The organism is Paenalcaligenes suwonensis (genome assembly GCF_011290505.1).
GTDB classification, from domain to species: domain Bacteria; phylum Pseudomonadota; class Gammaproteobacteria; order Burkholderiales; family Burkholderiaceae_B; genus Paenalcaligenes; species Paenalcaligenes suwonensis.
Genome location: NZ_JAANPV010000003.1, coordinates 380,901 through 394,279 on the forward strand (window position 1 = coordinate 380,901; position 13,379 = coordinate 394,279).

Annotated in this window: 13 protein-coding genes; all 13 read right to left on the reverse strand. The window is 50.1% G+C overall.

Features of this window, described 5'->3' with window-relative positions; genetic code table 11:
* From GY634_RS07020 to GY634_RS07080, 13 genes are read right to left on the reverse strand one after another with little or no spacing between them, the layout of a single operon-like run.
* On the reverse strand, positions 1-1,503 hold the full coding sequence (locus GY634_RS07020; RefSeq protein ID WP_207625535.1) for an NADH-quinone oxidoreductase subunit M: 1,503 nt from the start codon (positions 1,501-1,503) through the stop codon (positions 1-3).
* Positions 1,500-3,506 (reverse strand): NADH-quinone oxidoreductase subunit L, encoded by a 2,007-nt coding sequence (gene nuoL, locus GY634_RS07025; RefSeq protein WP_135861452.1) that lies wholly within the window; start codon positions 3,504-3,506, stop codon positions 1,500-1,502. Before nuoL ends, GY634_RS07020 begins: the two co-directional genes overlap by 4 nt.
* Before the next feature lie 16 nt (positions 3,507-3,522).
* Positions 3,523-3,831 carry an NADH-quinone oxidoreductase subunit NuoK gene (gene nuoK / locus GY634_RS07030; RefSeq protein WP_166407856.1) on the reverse strand — a complete coding sequence of 103 codons (309 nt, stop codon included), beginning with the start codon at positions 3,829-3,831 and terminating at the stop codon, positions 3,523-3,525.
* Entirely contained in the window at positions 3,831-4,466 is a 636-nt protein-coding gene (locus GY634_RS07035) for an NADH-quinone oxidoreductase subunit J (RefSeq protein WP_166407821.1), read from the reverse strand. Before GY634_RS07035 ends, nuoK begins: the two co-directional genes overlap by 1 nt.
* Before the next feature lie 18 nt (positions 4,467-4,484).
* Positions 4,485-4,973 carry an NADH-quinone oxidoreductase subunit NuoI gene (gene nuoI, locus GY634_RS07040; RefSeq protein ID WP_135861454.1) on the reverse strand — a complete coding sequence of 163 codons (489 nt, stop codon included), beginning with the start codon at positions 4,971-4,973 and terminating at the stop codon, positions 4,485-4,487.
* Positions 4,974-4,993: 20 nt separating this feature from the next.
* Positions 4,994-6,067: an NADH-quinone oxidoreductase subunit NuoH gene (nuoH, locus tag GY634_RS07045; RefSeq protein ID WP_166407822.1), complete on the reverse strand. Its 1,074-nt coding sequence runs from the start codon at positions 6,065-6,067 to the stop codon at positions 4,994-4,996.
* Positions 6,068-8,398: an NADH-quinone oxidoreductase subunit NuoG gene (gene nuoG / locus GY634_RS07050; protein WP_166407823.1), complete on the reverse strand. Its 2,331-nt coding sequence runs from the start codon at positions 8,396-8,398 to the stop codon at positions 6,068-6,070.
* A gap of 15 nt (positions 8,399-8,413) precedes the next feature.
* Positions 8,414-9,778 (reverse strand): NADH-quinone oxidoreductase subunit NuoF, encoded by a 1,365-nt coding sequence (gene nuoF, locus GY634_RS07055; RefSeq protein ID WP_166407824.1) that lies wholly within the window; start codon positions 9,776-9,778, stop codon positions 8,414-8,416.
* Positions 9,775-10,269 (reverse strand): NADH-quinone oxidoreductase subunit NuoE, encoded by a 495-nt coding sequence (gene nuoE / locus GY634_RS07060; protein WP_166407857.1) that lies wholly within the window; start codon positions 10,267-10,269, stop codon positions 9,775-9,777. The genes nuoF and nuoE overlap by 4 nt, the downstream gene beginning before the upstream one ends.
* A gap of 30 nt (positions 10,270-10,299) precedes the next feature.
* Positions 10,300-11,553, reverse strand: coding sequence for an NADH-quinone oxidoreductase subunit D (locus GY634_RS07065; RefSeq protein ID WP_166407825.1), 1,254 nt, complete (start codon positions 11,551-11,553; stop codon positions 10,300-10,302).
* A 5-nt stretch (positions 11,554-11,558) separates the two neighbouring features.
* Positions 11,559-12,170: an NADH-quinone oxidoreductase subunit C gene (locus GY634_RS07070; protein WP_166407826.1), complete on the reverse strand. Its 612-nt coding sequence runs from the start codon at positions 12,168-12,170 to the stop codon at positions 11,559-11,561.
* A 33-nt stretch (positions 12,171-12,203) separates the two neighbouring features.
* Positions 12,204-12,680, reverse strand: coding sequence for a NuoB/complex I 20 kDa subunit family protein (locus GY634_RS07075; RefSeq protein ID WP_135861460.1), 477 nt, complete (start codon positions 12,678-12,680; stop codon positions 12,204-12,206).
* Between the two features lie 50 nt (positions 12,681-12,730).
* Positions 12,731-13,090 carry an NADH-quinone oxidoreductase subunit A gene (locus tag GY634_RS07080; RefSeq protein WP_135861461.1) on the reverse strand — a complete coding sequence of 120 codons (360 nt, stop codon included), beginning with the start codon at positions 13,088-13,090 and terminating at the stop codon, positions 12,731-12,733.
* Positions 13,091-13,379: the final 289 nt, after the last annotated feature.

Below are 13,379 nucleotides of genomic sequence, written 5' to 3' on the forward strand. Positions count from 1 at the left end.
CTACAGTTTCGATACAGACACATGCTGCAACAGTGCATCAACCGAAACGTGCATGACTTCTGTGAACGGTTTTGGATACACACCCATGTACAACACAGCAATTGCCATCACAGCCATGATGAAGAACTCACGACCACTTAGGTCTGGCATGCTACGCACGTTGTCATTGGTAATGGGGCCGTACGCTACGCGTTTCAGCAACCACAGCGAATAGGAAGCACCGGTAATCAGAGCTGTAGCAGTCAACAAACCAATCCAGAAGTTGTACTGCACTGCACCCATAATCACAGTGAATTCACCGATAAAGCCACTGGTACCTGGCAAACCAGCGTTTGCCATGGAGAACAATACGAAGAAAGTCACAAAGCGTGGCATCACACTTACTACGCCACCGTAGTCGGAAATTTCACGTGAGTGCAAACGGTCGTACAGTACACCAATACACAGGAACATCGCGCCAGATACGAAACCGTGGGAGATCATTTGCATGATCGCACCTTCCATACCGGTAGCGTTGAATATAAAGAAGCCCAGCGTTACGAAACCCATGTGAGCAACTGAGGAGTACGCCACCAGTTTTTTCATGTCTTTCTGAACAATCGCTACCAGACCAATGTAGATCACGGCAACCAAAGACAGAGTAATCATGAAGCCCGACAGAGTGTGCGATGCATCAGGAGCGATAGGCAGCGAGAAACGCAAGAAACCGTACGCACCCAATTTCAGCATGATCGCTGCCAACACAACGGAACCACCTGTAGGCGCTTCCACGTGAGCATCAGGCAACCATGTGTGTACTGGCCACATTGGAACTTTCACAGCAAACGCCATGAACAGTGCCAAGAAGATCAAGATTTGCGGTTTGATCGGTAAGGCTACATCGTGCCATGTTTTGATATCGAAGCTGCCACCGGACACGTTCCACAAGTAGATAAACGCAACCAACGTCAGCAAAGAACCTAACAAGGTGTACAAGAAAAACTTGAACGATGCGTACACACGACGTGGACCACCCCATACACCAATAATGATGTACATAGGGATCAAGGTAGCTTCGAAGAAGATGTAGAACAGCATACCGTCGGCAGCTGCAAACACACCAATCATCAAACCGGACAGAATCAGGAACGCACCCATGTACTGAGCTACGCGGTCCTTAATAACCTCCCAGCCTGCCAACACCACAATAATAGTGATGAAAGCTGTCAGCAGTACGAACCACAGAGAAATACCATCTACACCTAAGTGGTAGTTGACAGCAAAAGTCTGGATCCAAGGAGTTAGTTCTACAAACTGTAGGTCAGCTGTACTGGGGTCGAAACCCGTGTACAGCGGAATTGTTACCAAGAAGCTCGCAACCGCACCAATCAGCGCCAGTGTACGCGTGAAATTAGCACGATCATCGCGCCCCAGCGCCAGCACCAAAAGGCCGGCAAAAATGGGCACAAAGATTGCGAGCGATAACCAGGGAAATGTTGAAGACACCATATCGCTTGCCATTATTTAACCGTCAGCACAAAGAATGTCAGGAGCACCACAATACCGATAATCATGGCAAAAGCGTAGTGGTAGATGAAACCGGACTGGATACGGCGAGACACCGCAGCCACCCAACCTACTACACGAGCGCTACCGTTGACGATCAGACCGTCAATCAAGCCTGCATCCGCCCCTTTCCAGAGACCAGTACCCAAACAACGAGCACCGCGAGCAATGACTTGTTCGTTGAACCAGTCCACGTAGTATTTGTTTTCCATGACCTTGTTGATAAACGCAGTGTTGCGTTTGATCGCGGCCGGCACAGCTGGGTTAATCAGGTAGCAATACCATGCTACGACCATACCCGCTACCACCAGGAAGAATGGCAATGTCACAAAGCCGTGCAATGCGTATTCCATCCAACCCTTCCAACCGGAAGCCAACTCAACAATGGCTGGGTGTTCTTCTGGGTGAACGGTGATGATGTTGTCAAAGAAACTACCGTACAGCAATGGATCCACAAACCAGATACCCGTGATGATAGAAGGCACAGCCAACAACAGCAGAGGTACTGTCACAACCCATGGAGACTCGTGTGGGTTGCCTTCCAGCGCATGGTGATCGCCCAATGCTTCTTTGGAAGGATTGCGGAAGTTTTCTTTACCGTGGAATACCAAGAAGTACAAACGGAAAGAGTACAGCGATGTCACAAACACACCGATCAATACACTGTAGTACGCAAAGTTTGCACCCCACAGACCAGCTTCAGCAGCAGCATGCGCTGCTTCAATGATGCTTTCTTTGGAGTAGAAACCGGAGAAGAATGGTGTACCCACCAATGCCAACGTACCGATCAAGAACGTGATCCATGTGATAGGCATGTATTTACGCAGCCCACCCATTGCACGAATATCTTGATTATGGTGCATACCGATAATGACCGAACCAGCACCCAAGAACAGCAACGCTTTAAAGAAGGCGTGTGTCATCAAGTGGAAGATCGCAACCGAGTAAGTGGATGCACCCAGTGCCACAGTCATGTAACCCAACTGAGACAAAGTGGAGTACGCCACTACACGTTTAATATCGTTTTGGATAATGCCCAACGCACCCAAGAACAACGCACCGATTGCACCGATCACAATGATCATGGACAGTGCTGTGGTGGAGTGTTCGTACACAGGTGAGAAACGAGCCACCATGAAGATACCTGCTGTCACCATTGTCGCCGCGTGAATCAGAGCGGAGATAGGTGTAGGACCTTCCATGGAGTCTGGCAGCCAAGAGTGCAAAGGCACCTGAGCCGATTTACCCATAGCACCCACAAACAGTGCGATACACGCTACTGTCAGCAATTGCCAATCGGTACCTGGGAATTTCATGGTGCTGAGTTGTGCTACGTGAGCAAACACATCGTCGTAGCGCATGCTGCCAGTGTAGGCATACAGCAAACCAATACCCAACACAAAACCGAAGTCACCCACACGGTTCACCAAGAAGGCTTTCATGTTGGCGAAAATCGCGGTTTTACGTTCGTACCAGAAACCAATCAACAGGTAAGAAACCAGACCTACTGCTTCCCAACCGAAGAACAGCTGCAGCATGTTGTTAGACATGACCAGCATCAACATCGAGAAGGTAAACAGCGAAATGTAAGAGAAGAAGCGTTGGTAACCTGGGTCTTCAGCCATATAGCCAATGGTGTAAATGTGCACCATCAGAGATACGGAAGTAACCACAACCATCATCAACGCGGTCAAACGGTCAATCAGGAAACCGATTTCCCAACTTACGTTACCGATAGTGGCCCATGTGTACACAGCACCGTTGTAGGTTTGACCATCAATGGTCTGCATCAAGACCATCACCGAACCGATGAAGGAAATCAACACACCTAAAATAGTGATGCTGTGTGCGGCTTTCTTACCGATGAAACGGCCCAGAAAGCCTGTACCAAACAGGCCAGCCACCATGGCCCCGACCAGGGGAGCCAATGCAATGAGTAAATAAAGACTTGGTGAGTTCATAGTATGTGCGATCCCATCAACCCTTGAGCTGGTCAAGTTTGTTTACGCTAATCGATTGCAAGTTACGGAACAGCAATACCAGAATTGCCAGACCAATAGCTGCTTCAGCAGCTGCAACGGTTAACACAAAGAAAACAAAAACCTGCCCTGCAATGTCTCCTGACCAGGTAGAAAATGCAACGAAGTTCATGTTCGCGGAAAGCAGGATCAGCTCGACGGACATCAAGAGGATCAGCAGATTGCGGCGATTGAAGAAGAAACCCAGCAAACCGATAGTAAACAGGACGGCACTTAAAATCAGATAGTGCGTCAACCCTAGTGTCATCATTGTTTATCTCCAGCGCTGTTAGTTTCTGAAGCTGCAGAGGGTTGCTCTACTTGTGCTTGCATGCTTACCAGACGCAGACGGTCTTCAGCACGCACTTTCACTTGTTTAGAGGAAACCGTACGCTTCACATCGGAACGACGACGCAGTGTCAGTGCAATAGCCGCTACCATACCTACCAGCAGGATTACCCCACCTACTTGTACAGCCATCACGTAGTCGGTGTACATCAGCACACCCAGCACTTTCGTGTTGTTGTAGTTCTCTGGCATAACAGCTGCTTCAGGCGCTTCCACCCAAGCACGCAACAAGACAATCGCCATTTCGGCAATCATGATCAGACCCACAATGGAGCCCACTGGCATATAGGCCTTGAAGTGCTCTGTCATGGACGGCATACGCACATCCAACAACATGATCACAAACAAGAACATCACCATTACCGCACCAACGTAAACCACGATAAGCAACAGGCCCAAGAACTCGGCCCCCATCGAGATCCACAACATTGCTGCCGTAAAAAAGGTCAAAATCAAATGCAGCACGGCTGTCACCGGACTGCGCGCCGTGACTACACGGAACGCAGCGATGACAATAACCAGCGCCAGCACGTAAAACAGAATCGTTGAAAACATGAGTATTCTGCTCCTGTCTTAGCGGTAAGGCGCATCAGCGGCACGTCGCTCAGCAATTTCGGACTCGTAACGGTCCCCTACTGCCAGCAACATTTCTTTTGTGAAGTACAGGTCACCACGTTTTTCCCCATGGTATTCGTGGATGTGTGTTTCCACGATGGAGTCAACTGGGCAACTTTCTTCACAAAAACCGCAGAAAATGCATTTAGTTAAATCGATGTCGTAACGTGTAGTGCGACGGGTACCGTCAGCACGCTCATCAGACTCGATGGAGATGGCCAAGGCCGGGCAAACTGCTTCGCACAATTTACAGGCAATGCAGCGCTCCTCACCATTGGGGTAGCGGCGCAAAGCGTGCAAGCCACGGAAACGCGCCGATGTAGGCGTTTTTTCCTGTGGATAATGCAGCGTAATTTTGCGGCGGAAAAAGTAACGCCCGGTCAGACGCATACCCTTCAGCATCTCGGACAGCATCAGGCTGCCAAAAAAATCTTTAATCGCTTCCATAATTATTTAGCCCCCGAGCCTTATTGCCAAATGTTCCAGGGTGTCTGCATCCAGATCGCGACCACCAGCAACCAGATACCTGTCAGCGGAATGAACACTTTCCAGCCCAAACGCATAATCTGGTCATAGCGGTAACGTGGGAATGTCGCACGGAACCAAATGAACATTGACACTACAACAAAGGTTTTCAGACCCAGCCACAACCAGCCTGGAATCCAGGTAAAGGGTGCAAAGTCAACGATTGGCAACCAGCCGCCCAAGAACATGATAGAAGCCAGTGCCGACAACAAGATCATGTTGGCGTACTCACCCAAGAAGAATAGAGCAAACCCCATACCGGAGTACTCTACCATTGGGCCCGCCACAATCTCGGACTCACCTTCCACCACGTCAAACGGGTGACGGTTGGTTTCTGCTACTGCAGAAATCACGTAAACCACAAACAATGGCAACAGAGGCAACCAGTTCCAAGACAGGAAGTTCAAGCCGCTATCGGCAAACATCCCACGGTCTTGGCCTAGTACGATTTCGCTCAGGTTCAATGTGCCAGACACCAACAACACAGTAATCAGCACAAAACCAATTGCCAACTCGTAAGACAGTACTTGAGCCGCTGCACGCAGACCACCCAACAACGCATACTTAGAGTTAGAAGCCCAACCTGCCACGATCACCCCATACACACCTAGCGAGGTAATCGCCAAGATGTACAGCAGACCTGCGTTAATGTTCGCCAAGACCACTTCTGGACCAAATGGGATCACCGCCCATGCCGCCAAAGCGGGCATCAACGTTACCACTGGACCCAAGAAGAACAGCACTTTATTGGCCTTGCTAGGCACAATAACTTCTTTGGTCAACAGCTTAAACACGTCAGCAAAAGGTTGTAGCAAACCACGTGGACCCACACGGTTTGGACCTTTACGAACGTGCATGAAACCAATCATCTTACGTTCCCAGTATGTCAGGTAGGCCACGCAGATGATGATCGGCAAAGCGATACAAACGATTTTGATCAGTGTCCACACCACATACCATGCGGTTGGACCAATCAAACCTTCGCCGAAGTTTTGAATAGTTGTCAGCAGTTCCATTTAGACACGCTCCACTGTCAGTTGACCGAAGCTGCTTCCTAACGATGCAGTTTCTGCAAAGGCGGTCGCGATACGTACGCTGCCCAATGCCACCGTGTCATCCAATTGAACTGGCAAGACGGTTTCACCTTGAGCCGAACGAACACGCACACTGTCACCGTCAGCCAGCGACAATTTTGCCAGTGTGGCAGCATTCATACGTGCAGTAGGCAGTACGCTTGCTGGTGTTTGTTGCAATGGTTCAGCACGACGTACCAACGCATCTGTACGGTAGATAGGTACATCGGTTACACGCTCTAGGCCTTCAGTAGCAGCAACCAATGCAGGCTTCGCATTGATAGCGTTGCTCAGGCGGGATTCAATGCCGGCTGCCAACACGGTGTCACGTACGGACTCGGAGGTCTCGTCGTCAAAGCCGTCCAACTGGAAAAGATTACCCAACACACGCAGTACTTTCCAACCTGGACGTGTTTCACCCAAAGGAGCCGCAGCACCTTTGAAGCTTTGTACACGGCCTTCGGCGTTTACGAAAGAACCGGAGGTTTCTGTAAAGGGTGCGATAGGCAACATCACATCAGCCCACTCTTCTGCCGCGCTGCGGAAAGGAGTCAGGGCTACGGACAATGCCGCTGCTTTCAGTGTTTCTACAGCACGAGCACCGTAGTCGCTATCAAAGGCGGGCTCTGTGTGCAGCACAATGTAAGAACGCAAGCTTTGCGCCAACATTTGCTCAGCAGTCAGTGCACCGTTAGCAGGTACGGCATTTGCCAAGTAGCCACCAACTGTATTACCACCAGCAGTCAACCAACCCAATGTTGCTTTAGCCGCTTTAGCGACTTCAGCAGCGTTAGCAGCGATTACGCTAGCGTTGTCGCTGGACACTACCATGTTGCCCAAGAACACTGCTACTTTCTCGCCAGAGCTTAAGCTTTCAGCAATACGACGTGCTTCAGCGCTAACTTGTACACCAGCCAACTCGGCAGGAGCAGCTAGACCAGCCGCTTCAGCCAACGCTACAGCCACTTCAGCCACTGCGTTAGCAATCTGGCTAGGCGCAACAGTCATGCGTTGGTGAATATGTGCGAAGTGCGGATCATCAGCAGCGGAGTCAATGAAGGACACTTGTGCACCAGCTTTCACCGCTTGGCGCAAACGTTGTGCCATCAATGGGTGGTCTTTACGCAGGAAAGAACCTACGACCAACACACGGTCCAACTCGTTTAGCTGCGTAACTGGCATACCCAACCATGGAGTACCCGCCAATGCTTGATCCAAACGTGCATCAATCTGACGCAGACGGAAGTCAACGTTTTCAGAACCCAGCGCACGCATCAAACGTGCCAACAGAGCTAACTCTTCGGTAGTCGCTGTTGGGCTACCCAAGCCACCGATTTGATCTGCACCGAATTTCTCGCGGATCGCGTTCATAGCAGCCACTACGTGTTGTAGTGCATCGCTCCACGAAGCTTCACGCCATGTACCGTCGCCACCACGAATCATGGGGTGTGTCAGACGGTCTTCAGTGTACAAACCTGTGTAGGAGAAACGGTCACGGTCGCTGATCCAGCACTCGTTAACGGCTTCGTTTTCAAACGGTACTACACGCAGCACGCGATCCATTTTGGATTGCACAACCAGGTTTGCACCCAAGCTGTCGTGTGGGCTTACGGAATGGCGACGCGCCAACTCCCATGTACGTGCTTTAAAGTGGAACGGTTTGGACAACAGCGCGCCAACTGGGCACACGTCAATCATGTTGCCGGATAACTCGGACTCTACAGCACGTCCCACGAAGGTGGTGATTTCAGCGTGTTCGCCACGATTCAACATACCCACTTCTTGCAAACCAGCGATTTCCTCGCCAGTACGCACACAGCGTGTACAGTGAATGCAACGTTGCATAGCTTCTGTGGAAATCAGTGGGCCCATTTCTTTGGCCACAACCACACGTTTCTCTTCCTCGTAGCGAGACTCGGAACCGCCATAACCTACGGCCAAATCTTGCAACTGACACTCACCGCCCTGGTCACAAACTGGGCAATCCAATGGGTGATTAATCAGCAGGAATTCCATCACGCTTTTCTGTGCAGCGATGGCTTTTTCTGAACGCGTACGCACAACCATACCGTTAGTAACCGGTGTGGCACACGCAGGTAACGGTTTGGGTGCTTTTTCCACATCAACCAAACACATACGGCAGTTAGCCGCAATGCTAAGTTTTTTGTGATAACAGAAGTGCGGCACATACACCCCAGCGTCCTGCGCAGCTTGGATAACCATGCTGCCTTCAGGCGCTTCTAGTTTGATGCCGTCGATGGTGAGTTCTACCATTAGTTCGTCCTGAGCCTACAAATATTTGGGCACCACACAGTCGCTGTGTTCGATGTGGTGTGCGAACTCGTCGCGGAAATGTTTGATGAAGCTGCGTACTGGCATAGCCGCCGCATCCCCCAACGCACAAATCGTGCGACCCATGATGTTTTGAGCAATCTCGTCCAGCATATCCAGATCAGAAGGTTTGCCCTTGCCGTTCTCGATACGATGAACCATGCGCCACAACCAGCCCGTACCTTCACGGCACGGCGTACATTGACCACAGCTTTCATGCTGATAGAAGTACGACAAACGCAGCAGGCTTTTCACCATACAACGTGTATCGTCCATCACAATCACTGCACCGGAACCCAACATGGAGCCCGCTTTTGCAATGGAGTCATAGTCCATGTTTGTGGCCATCATGATGTCTGCTGGCAATACCGGAGCAGACGACCCACCGGGGATCACCGCTTTCAGCTTGCGCCCTTCGCGCATGCCGCCAGCCAACTCCAACAATGTGGAAAATGGCGTGCCCAATGGAATCTCGTAGTTACCAGGACGCTGTACGTCACCGGAAATAGAGAAAATCTTTGTACCACCTGCATTAGGCAAGCCAATATCTTGGTATGCCTGACCACCATTACGGATAATCCAAGGCACTGAAGCAAAGGTTTCCGTGTTATTAATTGTGGTTGGTTTGCCGTACAAACCAAAACTAGCAGGGAATGGTGGTTTGAAACGTGGTTGGCCTTTCTTGCCTTCTAAAGATTCCAGCAATGCAGTTTCTTCACCGCAAATGTACGCACCGTAACCGTGGAAGGCGTGCAACTGGAAGTTGAAGTCAGTGCCAAACAGTTTGTCACCCAAGAAGCCGGCTTTACGCGCTTGCTCCAACGCTTCTTCAAAGCGTTGGTACACTTCAAAAATTTCGCCGTGAATGTAGTTGTAGCCTACGCTGATGCCCATGGCATACGCAGCAATAGCCATACCTTCAATCACGATATGTGGATTAAAGCGCAGCAAGTCACGGTCTTTAAATGTACCTGGCTCACCTTCATCAGAGTTACACACCAAGTACTTTTGACCTGGCAATGTGCGGGGCATAAAGCTCCACTTCAACCCTGTAGGGAAACCTGCACCACCACGACCGCGCAATGCAGAGGCTTTCACTTCAGCAATCACCTCATCAGGTGTCATGCTGGTGACCACTTTACGCAAAGCTTCGTAACCGCCACGCTTAACGTAGTCCTCCAAGCCCCAGTTCGTGCCATCTAGATCGGCCAACATTTGAGGTTGGATATGGCGGCCATGAAAAATCATGCTGCGCGACAAATCGTTAACTGGATCAGGTGTCAGGCCTTGCGACAGCTGTTTCAAGATATCAGGTGCGCTCATGCAGACTCTCCCTGTTTTCTAAGCCCTTCCAGCATGGCGTCAATACGCTCGGCTTCCATGCGTACACACATGTGCTGGTTATTCACCAACATTACAGGTGAATCGCCACAGGAGCCCATGCACTCACCAGAGATCACAGTGAACATGCCATCGGCCGTTGTCTCACCGTACTCCACACCCAGCTTTTCTTTCAGATACTCACCGGACTTCACGCCATCGCGTAGTGCGCAAGGCAAGTTAGTGCAGACAGAAATCGTGTAACGACCCGCTGGACGTGTCTGGAACATGTTGTAGAAGGTAGCTACTTCCTGTACCGCAATCGCTGGCACACCCAAATAGTTCGCTACATCTTCAATTACTTCTGTAGACACCCAACCTAATTCCTGCTGGGCAATCGCCAAGGAGGCCATAATGGCTGAGCGTTTTTGATCATCGGGGAACTTCAACAGTTCCTTGTCGATGCTTTGATAAGCTTTTTCGGAAAGCAGCATAGTTTGATTCCGTTCTTCCATGGTGATGCCTTAACGGTCGATCTCGCCGAACACGATATCCTGTGTACCGATGATCGTGACAGCGTCAGCAATCATGTGGCCACGGGACATTTCGTCCAGCGATTGCAAGTGCACAAAACCAGGTGCACGAATCTTCATACGGTAAGGCTTGTTACCACCATCTGACACCAGATAAATACCGAACTCGCCCTTAGGATGCTCTACACCAGCGTAAACCTCGCCTGATGGTACATGCATACCTTCGGAGAACAATTTAAAGTGGTGAATCAAATCTTCCATACCTGTCTTCATGCGTTCGCGTGAAGGAGGTGCCACTTTATGGTTATCGGTAATCACTGGACCTGGGTTGTTACGCAGCCACTGAATACATTGACGAATAATGCGATTACTTTCACGCATTTCAGCCATACGCACCAAATAACGGTCATAACAGTCACCGTTAGTGCCTACAGGAACGTCAAACTCTATGCGATCGTAAACTTCGTAAGGCTGAGTCTTACGTGTATCCCACTCAACACCTGAACCACGCAGCATAGGGCCGGTAAAGCCCAACGCTTTCGCACGTTCAGGCGTCACAATACCCACGTCTACCAAACGCTGTTTCCAGATACGGTTATCCGTCAGCAAGGTGTCGTATTCGTCCACACAAGCTGGGAAGCGATCAGTAAAGTCTTCCAAGAAGTCCAACAGCGAACCTGAACGCGCTTCGTTCATGGCTTTCAGCTCTTTTTCGCTGCGGTACTTGTTACCTTGGTACAAAGCCATGGTATCTGGCAGATCGCGATACACACCACCTGGACGGTAATATGCGGCGTGCAGACGTGCACCCGATACAGCCTCGTATGCATCCATGAGGTCTTCACGTTCGCGGAAAGCATACAAGAACACCGCCATTGCACCCACGTCCAGCGCGTGTGAACCCACGGACATCAAGTGATTCAGGATACGGGTAATTTCGTCGAACATGACTCGGATGTACTGAGCACGCAGAGGAACTTCAACCCCTACCAAACGCTCTACTGCCAAACAGTAGGCATGCTCGTTCACCATCATGGACACGTAGTCCAAGCGATCCATGTAAGGCAACGCTTGCAAGAAGGTGCGATGCTCGGCCAGTTTTTCTGTCGCGCGGTGCAACAAACCAATATGTGGGTCAGCGCGTTGAATAACTTCGCCATCCAATTCAAGCACCAGACGCAGCACACCGTGTGCGGCCGGGTGTTGAGGACCAAAGTTTAGCGTGTAATTCTGAATTTCTGCCATGGTACTTAGCGCCCCACTCCGTAATCGTCTTCGCGAACCACACGCGGAATAATTTCGCGCGGCTCAATAGTGACAGGCTGATAGATGACCCGTTTCTGTTCTGCGTCGTAGCGCATTTCCACATAGCCAGAGATAGGGAAATCTTTGCGGAAGGGGTGACCAATAAAGCCGTAATCGGTAAGGATTCGACGTAAGTCAGGGTGCCCTTCAAACACAATGCCGTACAGGTCAAAGGCTTCACGCTCAAACCAGTTCACTGTAGGCCAAACGTGGAACAGTGTAGGCAGGACCGGGAAATCATCACCTGGCACAAAGCAACGCACACGCATTCTGCAGTTATGCTTCACCGATAACAAGTGAATCACTACCGCAAAGCGATGTGGAAACAAGGAAGGATCAAAGTCGTATGTGGGAGCACGCCATGCTGAATAATCCATACCACACAGATCAATACAGATTTCAAAGGACAAATCTTTATGATCACGTAATGTGGTACAGGTTTGCACCCAATCGCTAACTGGCACTTCCAGTGTCAGCTCATTGCGATCCAGTGTCAGCGCGGCTTCTTCACCAAATACGGCGAGAATGTTTTTTTGTAGCGTTTCTAGTCGTGTCATTATGTACGTACCTAGCAAAAACAGACCCGACGCTTAACGCGCGATGGTATTGGTTAAACGAATTTTATTCTGCACCTGCAGCAGGCCATAAACCAGAGCTTCGGCAGTAGGCGGACAGCCCGGCACATACACATCCACCGGAACAATGCGATCACAGCCACGCACAACCGAGTAGGAGTAGTGATAGTAGCCACCGCCGTTGGCACAGGAACCCATGGAAACCACCCAACGTGGCTCAGCCATCTGGTCGTACACTTTGCGCAAGGCAGGCGCCATTTTGTTGCACAAAGTACCAGCCACAATCATCAAGTCAGACTGACGTGGGCTTGGGCGGAAAATGATACCAAATTGGTCCAAGTCATAACGGGCAGCACCCGCATGCATCATCTCTACCGCACAACAGGCCAGCCCGAATGTCATCGGCCACATGGAACCTGTTTTTGCCCAGTTCAGCAACTTGTCCGCACTGGTAGTAATAAAACCTTCTTTCAAAATGCCGTCTATAGCCATAGTCTTTTGCCTTTAGCAGACGCCTACCCTAGTGGGTATGCGCAGTATGCTTATTCCCAATCCAGGGCGCCTTTTTTCCATTCGTACAAAAAGCCCACTGTCAAAATGCCTAGGAAAACTAGAACAGACCAGAAACCCACCATCCCAATCACGCCGTTGGCTACTGCCCACGGGAACAGGAAAGCAATTTCCAAGTCAAACATAATGAACAAAATGGCGATCAGGTAATAGCGAATATCCACTTTCATGCGGGAGTCGCCAAAGGCTTCAAAACCGCACTCGTATGGTGATAGCTTTTCATCGTAAGGACGATGTGGCCCCAAGATACGACCAGCCGCTAATAAAGCCCCACCAATACCCGTCGCAACGAGGACAAATAGCAAGATGGGGAAATAATTCTGCAGATTCATGCAACACACCCATTCACAGTAAGTAAACCCTTGGATTGTAGCATTTTCATCTGCTCTTTGAGGCTATAACCCTTAGCCCAACTCAAATTAGACCAGCCAGACGCTTTTTTCTAAAAAAAAAGCTTATCAGCACTGCCTTTTAGCGCTCTGTACCAATATTACAACTACGTTGCCACACCTAGCATTAATTCATTACAAAAGGTGTCAGCTGACTTTTAGCTTAAAGAAATGCGCGGGAACACAGGGTTTGCACCGCAACCAATAGTGCATCAGCCCCCCCCCATTAAGA

Coding starts and splice junctions, on each gene's coding strand:
- nuoL (WP_135861452.1), bottom strand. CDS start 3,506: ATGAACTCACCAAGTCTTTATTTACTCATTGCATTGGCTCCCCTGGTC.
- nuoK (WP_166407856.1), bottom strand. CDS start 3,831: ATGACACTAGGGTTGACGCACTATCTGATTTTAAGTGCCGTCCTGTTT.
- GY634_RS07035 (WP_166407821.1), bottom strand. CDS start 4,466: ATGTTTTCAACGATTCTGTTTTACGTGCTGGCGCTGGTTATTGTCATC.
- nuoI (WP_135861454.1), bottom strand. CDS start 4,973: ATGGAAGCGATTAAAGATTTTTTTGGCAGCCTGATGCTGTCCGAGATG.
- nuoH (WP_166407822.1), bottom strand. CDS start 6,067: ATGGAACTGCTGACAACTATTCAAAACTTCGGCGAAGGTTTGATTGGT.
- nuoG (WP_166407823.1), bottom strand. CDS start 8,398: ATGGTAGAACTCACCATCGACGGCATCAAACTAGAAGCGCCTGAAGGC.
- nuoF (WP_166407824.1), bottom strand. CDS start 9,778: ATGAGCGCACCTGATATCTTGAAACAGCTGTCGCAAGGCCTGACACCT.
- nuoE (WP_166407857.1), bottom strand. CDS start 10,269: ATGCTGCTTTCCGAAAAAGCTTATCAAAGCATCGACAAGGAACTGTTG.
- GY634_RS07065 (WP_166407825.1), bottom strand. CDS start 11,553: ATGGCAGAAATTCAGAATTACACGCTAAACTTTGGTCCTCAACACCCG.
- GY634_RS07070 (WP_166407826.1), bottom strand. CDS start 12,170: ATGACACGACTAGAAACGCTACAAAAAAACATTCTCGCCGTATTTGGT.
- GY634_RS07075 (WP_135861460.1), bottom strand. CDS start 12,680: ATGGCTATAGACGGCATTTTGAAAGAAGGTTTTATTACTACCAGTGCG.
- GY634_RS07080 (WP_135861461.1), bottom strand. CDS start 13,090: ATGAATCTGCAGAATTATTTCCCCATCTTGCTATTTGTCCTCGTTGCG.